Raw genomic sequence first — 13,487 nt, 5'->3', positions numbered from 1 at the left:
CGCCCGCTGGCGCCTCTTCGGCTCCAGGACACCGTGCCGTCACACCGGGAGGGAACGGTTCCCGCTGTCCCCCTTTGCCTCGCCTTGTATCCGGCACGCCCGCTCCCCACGGGCGTACCGCGAAAGGACGACGTGCGCTGTGTCCCTGCTCCCGCTCGACAAACTCCCCGGGCCGCTCCCCGCCGCCACCACTCCCGGCCCCGTCCGCTCCCCCTCCACCACCCTCCCCCACTCTCGACTTCGCTCGAGCGGGGGGACCCCCATCGCCCTGAGGGCGCTGAGTCTGCTCCCGCTCCTGCTGATCGCGGCATGGGCGGCGCTCGACTGGCGCACCGTGTCCGACGGCGCCGCCCAGCTCGCCTCGGCCGACCCCTGGTGGCTGCTGTCCGGGTTCTTCTTCATGTGCATGGGCTGGGTGGCAGCCGCGTGCGTCCGGCAGGGCACCATACCCGAACGGCTCCCACCGGGGCTGCTGCTCGCGTCCCAGGTCGCCGCCGGCGCCGCGAACCATGTACTCCCGGCCAGCATCGGCGCCCACGCCGTCACCCTCCGCTTCCTCCAGCGCCAGGGCATATCCCTCGCCAGGGGCACCGCCTCGCTCGCGCTGTACTCGCTGGTCAAACCCCTGGCGAAGACGCTGGTACTCCTCGTCTTCCTCGTGGCCTTCCCGGGCGTGCTGGGACTGGCTGAACTCGTCCCGGACGAGCGGACGTTGCATCTGGTCGCCGGTGGTGTGGGGATCGGTCTCGCCGTGGCCGCGCTGCTCCTGACGTTCGTACGTCCGCTGCGTCGCCCGATCCTCAGTTTCGTACGCACCGCCCTGACCGACGCACGGCTCCTGCACACCCGGCCGAGCCGCGTCCTCGCGCTCTGGGGCGGAGCCGCCGCCACTCCGCTGCTCCAAGCCGGCGTGATCGCCTCGGTCGGCTTCTCGCTGGGCCTGCCGCTGACCTGGGCGCAGGTGACCTTCGCGCTACTGGTCGCCAGCACGGCGGTCGGAGCCGTACCCGCGCCGGGCGGCATCGGCCCCATCGACGCGGCCATGGTGTTCGCCATGGTCCTCTTCGGCGCCCCCATGAGCCTGGCCACGGCAACGATCATCGGCTACCGGGTTCTGACGATCTGGGTGCCGCTGCTGCCGGGCATGCTGGTGCTTTCGTGGCTGGTCCAGCGAAAGGTGCTGTGACGTGGCGTTGTGACCCGGGTCGGGGCGGTGTCCAGGCCGGCCAGGCTCACCGGGTCAGGAAGACGGTCTTGCCGCGAGAGGAGCCGGAGCGGGCGCGGGACACCGCGGCGGGGGCGTCGGCCAGCGGGATCTCGGCGTCGACCGTGATGCGGAGCTTGCCGGCGGCGGCGAGGTCGGCGAGGGCTTCCAGTTCGGCCCGGCTGGGGTTGTTGGAGAGGTTGACGCCGTGGATCTCGCGTGCGGCCGGGGCGTCGGGGTCGACGGCGTGGTTGGTGCTGATGAAGGTGCCGCCGGGCCTGAGCAGGCCGACCAGGGCATCGGTGTCCTGGCCGGGCTGGGTGATCAGGTCGAGCACGGCGTCGATGCCTTCGGGGTGGGCGGCCAGGACCTGTTCGGCGGTGGGCGCGACGGTGAAGTCGATGGTCTCGTGGGCACCGAGGTCACGGAGGCGGCCGGCGATGTCGGCGGTGGCGGTCGCCACGACCCGGGCTCCCTCGTGGGCCGCGAACTGGATCGCGGACTGTCCGACGCCTCCGGAGGCCCCGTTGACGAGGATGACGTGTCCGGGGTCGAGCCTGGCCGCCTTGATGGCCTGGTAAGCGGTGGCGCTGGCGGTGGGCAGCGCGGCGGCCACGGAGAACGGCAGGTCGCCGGAGGTACGGGCGATGGTGCCGTCCTCGCGGGCCAGGGCGTATTCGGCGTACGAGCCACGCCCGTGCCGGACGTTCATGAACTGGCCGTAGACGGTGTCGCCGGGCCGGAAGTGGGTCACGCCGTCGCCGACGCTCTCGACCACGCCGGCGCCGTCCGAGCCCATGACGAGGGGGAAGGCGTGCTCGACGACGTTCTTCAGGGCGCCGTCGGCGACCTTCCAGTCGAACGGGTTGAGTGCGGCGGCGTGCAGACGGACCAGCAGCTCACCCGGGCCCGGCTGCGGTACCGGCAGGTCGATGAGCTGCGGCTCGGCTCCGAAGCCGGTGATGACGACGGCCTTCATGGCTATGCCTCCCAGGTGACGGTGAGTTCGTTGCGGCGGCCGAAGCGTTCGAGATGACTGCTCACCACGCCCTGGATGGTGGTGAGCGTGGTCGCGTCGGGTGAGGTGACGCGAATCAGCAGGTGGTCGTCCGCGGGCTGGAGTACGACCTCGGTTTCCTGGAAGGTGAGGCGGTGGTCGCCGTCGGGAGTCTCCTCGACGGGGATCTTGCGGCCGAAGTGCGAGGCGAACTGCTTGGCGTAGCGCGGGGCGGCGTCGGTGGTGACGCGGCCGAGGGATGAAGGCATGGATGGCTCCTGGGTGGGGGGCGGGTGGGCCCACTGCTTGGGGTGCGGTCAGCCGGCCAGCGCGGGGGCCGTGGCCGTTGCGGACAGGTCGATGGTGTGGTGGGTGTGCTGGGCCTTGGCGTGCAGGTAGCGCAGGTTGCTGGGCGTGCTGTGCACGCCGGTGGGGACGGTCCGGGTGACCGAGATGCCGAGATCGCGCAACTGCCGGGCCTTGTCGGGGTTGTTGGTGAGCAGGTCCGGCTCGGCGACACCGAGGGCGGTGAGCATCTGGGCGGCGGCGGTGTAGTCGCGGCCGTCCTCGGGCAGGCCGAGCGCGGTGTTGGCCTCGTAGGTGTCCAGGCCCGCGTCCTGCAGGGCGTAGGCGTCGAGCTTGTTGTAGAGGCCGATGCCGCGGCCCTCCTGGCGCAGGTAGAGCAGGACGCCGCCGGTGGCGGTGATGCGCTCAACGGCTTCGCGCAGCTGGGGGCCGCAGTCGCAGCGCGCCGAGCCGAACACGTCTCCGGTCAGGCACTCGGAGTGCAGCCGCACCAGCGGTGACGGCGCCGCGGTGGGGTCGCCGAGGACGAATGCCACATGCTCCTTGCCGTCGGCCAGTCCATGGAAGGTGACGGCATCGGCGGTGACCTCGTAGCCGTCGGCGAAGCGCAGCGGGATGGTCACGCGAGTGCGCACCGAAGCGTTGGCCAGAAGGGTGTGGCCTGCGGAGAGGACGGCGTCCATGGCTGCTCCTCGGGGTAGGACGGAGATGCGTACAAATTCAAATTTGAACCGCGTCTAGACGATAGCGCGTGATTCAAATTTTGAACAACCCGCTTCCGCGTGGCGCCGCTCACACCGTCCAGCTCAACGCCGCCCGGGAGCGCGAGATGCGCATGAGCGGGCTCTCGTCGAGCAACTCGGAGGGAAGAGGCGCTCCACGACGTACCGGCAACTCGCCTCGTAGACCGAGGCGATGAGGGGTCGGGCGGCTGCGGCCGTCCGCTGGACCTTGCCCACGGCGGCGACGGGCCCAGCGCCCCGGTAACAGGCGTCAGGGCCGTGCCGCGTGGGTAAGACCATGAACGGGACTTCGTGTCCCAAACGGGCCACTCGGCGCCAGCTTGCATGAGACCTTGACATACGCACGCGTGGTCCGGGCGGGTGTTCTGGAGGGGGACCTGATGGGGCGGGACTTGCAGCGGCTGACACTGACCGAGGCCATCGAGTCTCTGCGTCAGGACCTGGAGGCCGCTCAGCGGCAAGGAGTGGGCAAGGCCATCGGATTCAGTGTCCAGGACATCAGCGTGGAACTGGACGTCGAGGCCGAGCGGAGCGACAGCGTCGAGGGGGGCGTGTCCTGGTACGTCGCGGCCAAGGCCGGCCGGTCGCGCACCCGGCGCAGCGCCACCCGGCTGGTGGTGTCACTGAAGCCGCGTGGATCCCTCAACGTCACGGACGAGGTCGGCCGGCCTCGCAACAGTCCTCTCCCCCGTACTGGCGACACGGTGCGGTGACGGGGTGTCCGGTGCCCTCCTGCCAGAGCCGCTGGAGGGCGGTTCGGCGGACGACGAACCCGCCGGTGCCGGTTCCTCCAGTACCCCGGACCGGCTGGTCGAGATCAGTCTGCGGGACGCCCGGGGACGGCAGGTCGGGCACGGGTCCGGCTGGTTACTCGACGACGACCTGATACTGACCGCGGCGCACGTTCTGTGGCCCGCCTCCCGCACAGGCGCCGAAGAGATCGCCATCGAGGTCCGGTGCGGGAATGTCCCACCGGATTGGCTCTGGCACTGTTGCGAGATCGTATGGAGCGGGTGGCCGCAGCCGCCCGACCCCGCGGGGGCCGACGAGGGAGAGCCGGATGACGGGCCGGCCGGTCCGGACGCCGCTCTCCTGATGGTGACCGGCGCCGGATGGCAGCCACCCGACCCTCGATTCCAGCCCCGGCTGGGCTGGCAGGGCTCGAGCATCACCGAGTTCGAGGTCTTCAGCTTCCCGGCTTTCCTCCACACCGAGCGGCACGCCTACGACGTGCACCAGTGTGGCGGGCGGCTCCGGCCGGCCAATCTGAGTCGGTCGGACGTGCGGACGATCGAGGTCGCCGCCGAAGACGCGCCGGAGATCCCGGAGGGCTGGCAGGGCATCTCCGGCGCCGCGGTGCTGGTGGATGAGCAGCGGGCGGTGATCGGTGTGGTCGTGGGCAGCGATCAGGGCAATGCCCGCAGGCTCAACGTCCTGCCGGTCACCCGGCTGACGGCGGACCCGGAGTTCCGCCGTCAGCGGCAGGACCATCGGCATGGTGAAGCCCACAACCGGCGCAAGGTGTTGGCCACTATCCGCCTGCGGTTGGAACGGGCCGAGCCGCTGGAGGAAGAGCGCTCCCGACGCGCGCTGCTGGACCGCCTGCTGCCCGAGGCGGGCCAGGATCCCGAAGTGGCCTTTCTCGACGGTCAGTTCCTGCTCGCGGCCCTGGTCGACCGGCTCGCCCTGCACCCCGACGGCTTCACCGCACTGGCCACTGACTATGCCGAGTCGTACGCCGACGACGAGGCCACCATCGGCGAACTGCGTTTTCTGGCCGAGGAATTCCGAACCCTGGAGCTGATGGGCGCCCAGAGCTGGAGCGGGCTGCGCGAAGCCCTGCGGAAACTCGTGCAGGACGACCTCAACGGCGTGCCCGTGCCCGCGCTCTATGCCCAGGCTGCCGCCGACACAGCGGACTCTGCGCTGCCGGCGCACTGCGACGAGCCGTGGAAGGCGTTCGTGCATCTGGTGTGCGCCGGCACGGACACCGAGGAACTGCCGGCGGCCCTACGTTTCCTGGAACTGGTCGCCAGCGCGGTCGGCGGCTCGACCGCCGACACTGTTCGGGCGCACAACCGGCGCTGGGCTCTCCACCTGGACATCGCCAAACGTCCCTTGGCGGAGGGCGAGGAGGCCGACAGTGTCACTGGGGCGACGGCCGGCGGAGAGGCCGGTGAGCGCTGGGGCTACGCCCGTCAGGTGGACGAGCTGCGCCGCCGGCTGATCAGCGCTCCCGTGCAGCGCCCCACGTCCGCCCGGCTGCTGGTCGAGCTGATACCGGACCCGAACAGCGATCCCGACGGATGGACGGTGTCGTTCTACTTCCAGTGCCGCCCGCGGCCCGGCGCCTGGCAGCGGCTGCCGATGCCGCTCGCCGAGCGGGTCATCCATCTCACCCAGTTGTTCGACCGGGTCGAGGTGTCCCGCCGCATACTCCGGGAGGTCTACGGGGTCCCCGCCGACCAGATCGAGGTCGAGTACATCCTGCCGCTGGACCTCATCGACCACCCCGACAAGCTGATCGCCCACGGTGGGCTGCCCCAGACGGCCGCGTCCTTCCCGCTGATCGTCCACAGTCTGGATCGCCTGCACAACAGCACCTGGCGCGCGGTGTGGCAGGAGCACTGGCGGCGCACCCGACGGACATCGGGCCAACTGCTGTTCCAGGTCGCCGCGCTGAACCAGCCGGAGACGGTCGCGGCCGAACCGGTCGCCGGTGTTCTGCTGACCCAGAAGCCCGGTTCGGATACCGGCCGTCATGAGGTCAGTATGGCCCTCAGGCACGGTGTTCCACTGGTGATGTGGCGTCACCACCCGCGTGCGCAACCGGACTTCACGGCTCTCTACAAGCGCATCATGGCCGAAGGACGTCTCGACGTGCGGCACTTCGGCCAGGACGATGGCGACGGTCCGGCAGCCGGCGAATCCGTCTGGAACCGTCAGTTCGTCGTCATCTTCGACACTCCGGAGAATCTGCCCGGCCTCGTGTACGGCGAGGCGTTGTGAAGCCGCGGACGGCCGGACCGCGTGGGTACAGCTCCCCCCGGCCGGAGAACGGCATCGCCTCCGCCAGGGGCGAGCATCCGATCCGAGGGGGACCCCATGCCCAGCGCCACTGAACCGCCACAGAGCCCTGCCAAGCCTTCGGCACCGCGGCGTCAGCCCCAAGGGCCGTCACCGACGGTGTGGGAGAACGTCCCCCCACGCAACCCCAACTTCACCGGCCGCGAACGGCTGCTCGCCGAACTCGCTGAGCGTCTCGCCGACGACCGGAGCCCCACAGCGGTCCTCCCCGAAGCGATGTACGGGCTCGGCGGCATCGGCAAGTCCCAGCTCGCCATCGAGTACGTGTATCGGCACCAGGCCGACTACGACCTGGTGTGCTGGGTCTCGAGCGAGCACACCCCCGGCATTGTCAACGCACTCTCGCATCTGGCCGGCCGCCTCGGCGTCGACGACAGCGGCGACGCCAGCAGCACCGTGGCGCAGGGGTTGGACGCGCTGCGCCGCGGAGTGCCGTACACCCGCTGGCTGTTGGTCTTCGACAACGCGGAGAACTCGCAGGCCCTGGCGCCGTACCTGCCGAACTCCTCTCATGGCGCTGTCCTGATCACCTCCCGCAACCCGCAGTGGGAGGACATCGCCGACTGCCTCGAGGTGAACGTCTTCGAACGGGCAGAGAGCATCGCGCTGCTCAACAAGCGCGGGCCCGCGCTCACACCGGAGGACGCCGACACGCTGGCCGAGGCTCTCGGTGACCTGCCGCTGGCGATCGAGCAGGCGGCGGCCTGGCGGGCCCAGACGGGAATGCCCGCGCAGGAATACCTGCGCCTGTTCAATGAAAAGCGCAGCGATCTGCTCTTCGAAGGCGCGCCGAACCTGTATCCGGAATCCGTCGCGACCGCGTGGAACGTCTCGCTCGACAGGATCGAGCAAACCAACCCCGAAGCGCTGCATCTGCTCCAGGTATGCGCGTACTTCGCACCCGAACCGATTCCCCGATCGCTGTTCTACGGCGCGCACCGCGGCAAGATCACCCCGGAGTTGGACGCGGCACTGGCCGACCCGATGCGGCTGGGGCGGGCGATACGCGAGATCAAGCGGTTCTCGCTGGCCCGGGTCGACCCCCGCAACAACTCGCTGCAGATGCATCGCCTGGTGCAGACCGTGCTGTCCCAGCGGATGACGCCGGGGGAAAGGGATCGCATGCGGCTCGGTGCCCAGTTGCTGCTGGCCTCGGCGGATCCGCGCGACCCGGAGTCGAACGCGCAGTGGGGCCGCTATTCGGAACTGTATCCCCACGTCGTAGCCTCCGACGCCATCCATTCGGCCGACCCGTGGGTGCGCGACCTGGTGTTCAACACAGCGAGATCTCTCCAGCGGTTCGGCGACCACGAAAGCGCCCTGAAGTTCACTCGCGAGGCGCACGAGGCCGCCACGGGGCTGTTCGGCGCCGAGGACGAGAAGACACTGCTGCTGGCTTTCTGGCTCGGCTGGATCCTGTTCACCCTGGGCCGCTACGAGGAGGCCGCTGAGATCAACAGGGAGACGCTCAACGCCCATGAGCTCGCGGCCCACCCGGGGCCGACCCGGGCGGCCGAGGCCAGCGAGAGCCACCTGGACGCCATCGGCGCGGTCGCCGCGGACCTGCGGGTCAAGGGAGACTTCCCGAAGGCCCTGGAGCTGAGCCGACGGGTCTTCGACACCGCGACCGAGGCGTTCGGCGAGGACGACGCCGTCACCCTGAACGCGGCGCACAACCTCGGGGTGGCCCTGCGGCTGGTCGGCAACTTCCGGGAGGCGTACGAGCTGGACCGCACCACCTGGGATCTGAAGCAGACGCTGTTGGGCTCCGAGCACGAACAGACCCTGCTGACCCGGGTGGGCCTGACCATCGACGAGCGCGAACTCGGCCTCTACCAGCACGCGCGCAACCGCCAGGAGGAAGTCGTCAGCCAGTATCTGCGCCACCTGCGCGAGGACAACCCGGCTGTGCTGCACGCCAAGAGAGTGCTCGCGGTGACCCGGCGGAAGGCGGGCGACCACGCCGCCGCCCTGGAACTGTCGGAGCAGGTACTGACGGTGATGGAAGCGCGGTTCGGGCAGGAATACCCGGACACGATCGCCGCCGCTCTGGGCCTGTCGGTGGACCTGCGCTACACAGGGCACCTGGAGCGGGCACGCGAACTGGCCGAGGCATCGCTCGACCACTACCGGCGCATCTTCGGCGATCACCACCCGCACACCGTGTCGGCCCAGGCGAATCTGGCGATCATCGCCCGGATGGACAACCGGTGCGAGTCGGCCTACGAGCTGGACCGGGCCGCCTACGACGCGCTGGTCGGCAAGCTCGGCGAGCGGCATCCGCTGACCATGGTGGTGGCGACCAATCTGGCCAGCGACCTGGCCGCGCTCAGCCGGCACCAGGAGGCCCTGGACCTGGGGACGACGACACTGGAGCACTCGACGGAGGTGCTCGGCGAGATGCATCCCTCGACGCTGAGCCTGGCTGCCAACCGGGCGCTGGACCTGCACGCGCTGGAGCGCCACGACGAGTGCGACGAACTGCACGGCCTCATTCTGGGGGAGATGCACGAGCGCCTCGGTCCCGATCACCCGGCGACGACCACGCTGGCGAACTGGGAGCGCGCCAACTGCTTCATCGACCCGCTGCCGCTGTGATGCCGGTGCCCGCGCACAGCCGGTGATCAGGAGGCCGGGTTCAGCAGCGGAAAGCGGCGGCCAGGCGCACGGGGTCGACGTCGCGGCCGAGTTCGGCGTGGACGGCCATCACGAACTCCGGGCGCCGGAGCAGAACGTCGGCCGCCGGGTGGCCCTGGGCACGCAGTGCCAGGCCGAGGCCCGACCAGGCATCGGGGTCGGGCCCGCGCAGGACTCGGTCCGTGAAGCAGGCGCGGGCCGCGTCATGGTCGCCCGTTACCAGAGCCAGGTCCTCCGTCCGCGCGCCTTCGACCGCCCCGACGGCTGTCCCCTGCCATGCCGAGTCGTCGGCACCGTCCACGAGCAGTCGGCGCAGCAGCACCGCCCGTGTGTCCAAGCCACGCCGCGACTTGGCCGGCACGATCGCGCCGTCGGCTGACGGCAACACGAGGGGGGTACTTCCCGCCGTGCAGTAGCTGCGGGCGGCGCGGGCCACCGCGTCGGCGGGGGGCTGCACGTGATACGCACGCCAGGTGGCCCGGTGATCGGCGGCGGCCAGTGCGGCCGCGTCCCGGGCTCTGGCACCCACCGGTTCGTCCCGCCAGGCCGCCAAGCACCTGGTCAGCTCGTCGACCAGGTCGCGGCCCAGCGGGGTGAGCCGGTGTGCGGCACGAATGCCGTGCAGCGCTGTGAGTGTCTGCTCCCGCCACAGGGCGTACTCGAACTGCGCCAGCTCCCCATGCCGCCGCCGCCAGAAGCGAGTGACACCGAAGAACGCGTAGACGCCCTGGAGGAGCCCGCCCAACGGGCGGGGATCGTCGCGCCAGGGCGCGTAGAACCGTTCTGGCCCGCCGTCCTCGTACAGAGTGAACAGATGCATGAAGGCGCCGAGTTTGTGGTGCTGGAATTCGTGAACGAGCGTGCACGCGAACTGTTCGGCGTCATCGGGTTCGGAGGCCACTACGGCGCCAAAGGCGTCCCCGGAAGAGGCGCTGTGCGGGCGGTACCGCTCGGACCGAGGCCGGGGGACCACCGAGCGCAGCCCCGCAGCCGCAGCCTGTGCCGTCTCGGGGTCGTCACGGACCAGCAGCCGCCATGCCTCGGCGAAGAGTCCGGCCCAGCGGTCAGCGGTGCCCAGAGGCTCCGGTACTTGCGGCCCGCGCAACCCCCGGTACGGGTCGATGTCGTCAAGCACCAGGGTGCAGCCTTCGGCGCGCAGTTCACGCAGCCCGTGCCAGCCGTCCGCCCCCATGCGCACCGGCCCGACCCTTACGTCACCGGCCACGGCCACCACCTCAGTGGCGGCCCAGCGGCCCCCCGTCGCTTCGACCCGGGCGCCGCCGAGGCCGGGCAGCACCGCCCAGCCGTCGCGGACGGGCACGCTGATGCGGAAGTCGAGGCCGGCGAGTACGGCGGCGGATGCGGCCACCGCGTGCAAGTGGCCGGTCTCAGCCCACAGGGGAGAGTCGCCCGGAGCCGTGCCGCGTACCCGTCGCAGCGCGTGCGCGGCCCAGGTTCCGACCGCCGGGTACAGCAGCAGCCGTTCCACCTCGACGGGGGCAGTCCCCCAGGCACGCGTCAGCAGCCGCCAGCCGTCTCTCAGCGCGGGCAGAGGGCCGTTCGGAGTGTCGGCAGCCGCATCGGTGGCATCCGCCAGAGCCCGCAACAGCAGCAGCCGCCAGCTTCGTTCGCCGGCGCTGAGCAGGGCGACCGCGTCCGGCCCGCCCTCGCCGCGCAGCAGCCGACAGTAGTCCGTCCGTCTCAGGCGATGCTGTTGTGCTTCCACGCGCTTTCCAGCTTCAGGTTCGTCACATCGGGGCCCTGCGACGACGGGCGGACTGGCGTACCGGGCATCCGGACACACGGGCTATTCGTCACGCTGCGGGTTGTAGCCGCCCATGCTGCTCGCGGGATCATCGATCCGACGGAGCAGGCGGCGCATCGACGCCGTCACGATCGGTGCGTCCATGGTGAGCATCTCGTCCGGGCCGACGGCCCGAAGATCGGCCAGCTCCGCTTCGACGCTGTTCTGCTCGCTCACACCGCACCCATCTACGGGTCAGGCGGCAGTGCCGCCGCAGGCCAGGCAGTCCGGGGCGGACTGCCGAGTCAGAATAGCGCGGCTCATGACCAAGCGCCGGTCATTACTCATGGCCGAGCGCCGGTCATTATTCGCGCCCGCGAACCCAACATTTCTACGCCCCTCGCCTTCGACGGCCGCCCTTGGGGCGGCTCCAGCCCGCTTCCCACTGCCGGGACGAATTCGGGAGCACAAGACTCCGGCCAGGCCCTACGGCCTGATCAGAGCCATGGCGACCGATCAGGCCGGCAAACGTGCTAGTTCTCGTCGGGCGCCAAACGCAACGAGATGCTGTTGATGCAATACCGCTGGTCTGTGGGCGTCGGATAGCCCTCCCCTTCGAAGACGTGCCCCAGGTGTGAGCCGCACCTGGCGCACCGCACCTCCGTCCGCACCATCCCGTGCGACCGGTCCGCGATCAGCTCGACGTTGTCCGCCGACTTGGGGTCGTAGAACGAAGGCCAGCCGCAGTGGGACTCGAACTTCGTGTCGGAGGTGAAGAGTTCGGCGCCGCAGGCGCGGCAGGAGTAGACGCCCTTCGTCTTGGTGTCGGTGTACTCGCCGGTGAACGCAGGCTCCGTGCCGGCCTGACGCAGGACCGTGTACTCGGCCGGCGTCAGCTCGGCTCGCCACTGCTCGTCCGGCTTTTCGATGTCGTACGACATGAAGCTCAGCCCCTCACTTCGACTGGAGGCGGTCCAGGATCCGCGGGCCCAGGTCGGTCACGTCACCCGCGCCCATGGTGAGAACGAGATCACCCGGCCCGGCCATTCCCGCGACCACGGCCGGGGCGTCCGCCTTGTCGTGCACCGGCGTCACCTCCGCGCCCGCCGCCCGAGCCGCGTCGACGATCAGTTCGCTCGTCACGCCGGGGATCGGGTCCTCGCGCGCCGGATAGATGTCGAGGACGATCGACGCGTCGGCCAGGGACAGTGCCTGGCCCATCTCCCGGCCCAGTTCCTGGGTGCGGGAGAAGAGGTGCGGCTGGAAGACGACGAGGATGCGGCCGGCGGCGCCCGCCCGCATCGCCTCCAGGTCGGCGGTCATCTCCGTCGGGTGGTGCGCGTACGAGTCGATGACCTGCACGCCGGCCGCCTCGCCCTTGAGCTGGAGGCGGCGCTTGACTCCGGTGTACGCACCCAGCGCCTCCGCCAGCTCGGCCGCGGGGACGCCGAGCGCCACGCCTGCCGCCAGCGCGGCCACCGCGTTGCCCGCGTAGTGCCGGCCGGGCACCGAGACCGTGAAGGTCAGCTCCTCGCCATCCAGCAGAACCGTGACCTCGCTCTTCAGACCGTGCGGCACGATCGAGACGATGCGTACGTCCGCGTCCTCGGCCTCGCCGTACGTCACGACCCTGGACCCACCGGAAACCCGTGACGTCAGCTCCCGCGCGCCCTCGTGGTCTGCCGAGATCACCAGTGTGCCGCCGGGCACGATGCGGCCCGCGAACGTCTCGAAGGACTCGTAGATCTCGTCCATGGAGGCGTAGTTGGCGTGGTGGTCCAGCTCCACGTTCAGCACGATGGCCACCTCGGGCGCGTACTTGTGGAAGCTGCGGTCGCTTTCGTCGGCCTCGGCGACGAAGATCTCCCCGTCGCCGTGCAGCGCGTTCGAGCCGGGGGCGTCGAGGTCCCCGCCGATCGCGTACGAGGGAGCCAGGCCGAGCTCCGACAGCGACACCGCCAGCATGGACGTGGTCGTCGTCTTGCCGTGCGTACCCGCCACCGCGAGGGGCCGCAGTCCCTCCATCAGCGAGGCGAGGGCGTCCGACCGGTGGACCACCGGGATCCCGAGCTCGGCGGCCCGGGCCAGCTCCGGATTGTCCGCACGGATCGCGGACGAGACGACCACGCACGTGGCGTCATCGGCAAGGTGCTCGGCAGCGTGCCCGATATGCACGGTCGCCCCCAGCGCCCGCAGCGCCTCAGCCGTCGCGGACTCCTTGGCATCACTCCCCGCCACCTTGGCCCCACGCTGAGCAAGAATCTTCGCGATCCCCGACATCCCGGCCCCACCGATCCCGATGAAGTGCGGTCGGTCCATGGCGGTAGGAAGGCCGGCTGCCATGCGTGTTTCTCCCAAAGGTGCGGTACGACGACGGTTCGCGCCCGCTCTCGGGCGCGCGGCCCCCAGCCTATTCCGTGCCGCACTTGCCCACCGGCGGGAGGGGACGTGGGGCCGGTGCGCCAAATGCCCGTCGCGCAGCTCCTGTCTTGCCGTCAGCCACGACGTGCCCGCTGCTTCCCACCGGCGGGAGGGGACGTGGGCCGGTGCGTCGTATGCCCGTCGCGTAGCTTCGGTCTCGGAGAACCAGGACCTTGTACCAGGCCAGGGCCGTATGCCCTGCCGGCGACGGGCTGACGCACCGGCCCGCGGCCCCGACCCACCGACCACCTAGGACTTGTCCGGTCGATCATGCTGCTGGTTAGGCTGCAAGCGTGTCCAAGACGTGCGTGAGTAACGAGACCAGCAGCATGGTCTGCCTATGGGTCG

Annotated in this window: 11 protein-coding genes; 4 read left to right on the top strand and 7 right to left on the bottom strand. The window is 70.3% G+C overall.

Features of this window, described 5'->3' with window-relative positions:
• Window positions 1-139 precede the first annotated feature (139 nt).
• Window positions 140-1,186 (top strand): lysylphosphatidylglycerol synthase transmembrane domain-containing protein, encoded by a 1,047-nt coding sequence (locus OP79_RS42380; RefSeq protein ID WP_033328459.1) that lies wholly within the window; start codon window positions 140-142, stop codon window positions 1,184-1,186.
• 46 nt (window positions 1,187-1,232) lie between these two features.
• On the opposite strand, the gene OP79_RS42375 is transcribed toward OP79_RS42380, so the two are convergent.
• The 3 genes from OP79_RS42375 to OP79_RS42365 are packed head-to-tail and all read right to left on the bottom strand — an operon-like array spanning window position 1,233 to window position 3,190.
• Window positions 1,233-2,183 carry an NADP-dependent oxidoreductase gene (locus tag OP79_RS42375; protein ID WP_051745479.1) on the bottom strand — a complete coding sequence of 317 codons (951 nt, stop codon included), beginning with the start codon at window positions 2,181-2,183 and terminating at the stop codon, window positions 1,233-1,235.
• Between the two features lie 2 nt (window positions 2,184-2,185).
• Window positions 2,186-2,470, bottom strand: a complete 285-nt coding sequence (locus tag OP79_RS42370) for a DUF2218 domain-containing protein (protein WP_033328474.1) — start codon at window positions 2,468-2,470, stop codon at window positions 2,186-2,188.
• Between the two features lie 48 nt (window positions 2,471-2,518).
• On the bottom strand, window positions 2,519-3,190 hold the full coding sequence (locus OP79_RS42365; RefSeq protein WP_033328458.1) for a GTP cyclohydrolase II: 672 nt from the start codon (window positions 3,188-3,190) through the stop codon (window positions 2,519-2,521).
• A gap of 392 nt (window positions 3,191-3,582) precedes the next feature.
• Between OP79_RS42365 and OP79_RS42360 the strand changes: the two genes are divergently transcribed.
• The 3 genes from OP79_RS42360 (at window position 3,583) to fxsT (ending at window position 8,935) form a co-directional block, all read left to right on the top strand.
• Window positions 3,583-3,963, top strand: a complete 381-nt coding sequence (locus OP79_RS42360) for a trypco2 family protein (RefSeq protein WP_157857456.1) — start codon at window positions 3,583-3,585, stop codon at window positions 3,961-3,963.
• Window positions 3,964-3,967: 4 nt separating this feature from the next.
• Complete coding sequence (locus tag OP79_RS42355; RefSeq protein WP_033328456.1) at window positions 3,968-6,259, top strand: VMAP-C domain-containing protein; 2,292 nt, start codon at window positions 3,968-3,970, stop codon at window positions 6,257-6,259.
• 96 nt (window positions 6,260-6,355) lie between these two features.
• Complete coding sequence (gene fxsT / locus OP79_RS42350) at window positions 6,356-8,935, top strand: FxSxx-COOH system tetratricopeptide repeat protein (protein ID WP_078492371.1); 2,580 nt, start codon at window positions 6,356-6,358, stop codon at window positions 8,933-8,935.
• Between the two features lie 40 nt (window positions 8,936-8,975).
• Here fxsT and OP79_RS42345 read toward each other — a convergent pair whose 3' ends face one another.
• The 4 genes from OP79_RS42345 to murC form a co-directional block, all read right to left on the bottom strand.
• Window positions 8,976-10,700 (bottom strand): HEXXH motif domain-containing protein, encoded by a 1,725-nt coding sequence (locus OP79_RS42345; protein WP_051745475.1) that lies wholly within the window; start codon window positions 10,698-10,700, stop codon window positions 8,976-8,978.
• An 81-nt stretch (window positions 10,701-10,781) separates the two neighbouring features.
• Window positions 10,782-10,955: a hypothetical protein gene (locus OP79_RS55615; protein ID WP_157857455.1), complete on the bottom strand. Its 174-nt coding sequence runs from the start codon at window positions 10,953-10,955 to the stop codon at window positions 10,782-10,784.
• Window positions 10,956-11,251: 296 nt separating this feature from the next.
• Window positions 11,252-11,659 carry a peptide-methionine (R)-S-oxide reductase MsrB gene (msrB, locus tag OP79_RS42340; RefSeq protein ID WP_033328455.1) on the bottom strand — a complete coding sequence of 136 codons (408 nt, stop codon included), beginning with the start codon at window positions 11,657-11,659 and terminating at the stop codon, window positions 11,252-11,254.
• Between the two features lie 13 nt (window positions 11,660-11,672).
• Entirely contained in the window at window positions 11,673-13,061 is a 1,389-nt protein-coding gene (gene murC / locus OP79_RS42335) for a UDP-N-acetylmuramate--L-alanine ligase (protein ID WP_033328454.1), read from the bottom strand.
• Window positions 13,062-13,487: the final 426 nt, after the last annotated feature.

Source organism: Streptomyces yerevanensis, assembly GCF_000716805.1.
Classification (GTDB): domain Bacteria; phylum Actinomycetota; class Actinomycetes; order Streptomycetales; family Streptomycetaceae; genus Streptomyces; species Streptomyces flaveus.
The sequence above is the reverse complement of the archived record's forward strand: the minus strand, read 5'-3'. Positions and strand labels throughout refer to the sequence as shown.

What these genes read in the sequence shown, in the direction of transcription:
- OP79_RS42375 (WP_051745479.1), bottom strand. Translation starts at nt 2,183, where the DNA reads ATGAAGGCCGTCGTCATCACCGGCTTCGGAGCCGAGCCGCAGCTCATC.
- OP79_RS42370 (WP_033328474.1), bottom strand. Translation starts at nt 2,470, where the DNA reads ATGCCTTCATCCCTCGGCCGCGTCACCACCGACGCCGCCCCGCGCTAC.
- OP79_RS42365 (WP_033328458.1), bottom strand. Translation starts at nt 3,190, where the DNA reads ATGGACGCCGTCCTCTCCGCAGGCCACACCCTTCTGGCCAACGCTTCG.
- fxsT (WP_078492371.1), top strand. Translation starts at nt 6,356, where the DNA reads ATGCCCAGCGCCACTGAACCGCCACAGAGCCCTGCCAAGCCTTCGGCA.
- msrB (WP_033328455.1), bottom strand. Translation starts at nt 11,659, where the DNA reads ATGTCGTACGACATCGAAAAGCCGGACGAGCAGTGGCGAGCCGAGCTG.
- murC (WP_033328454.1), bottom strand. Translation starts at nt 13,061, where the DNA reads ATGGCAGCCGGCCTTCCTACCGCCATGGACCGACCGCACTTCATCGGG.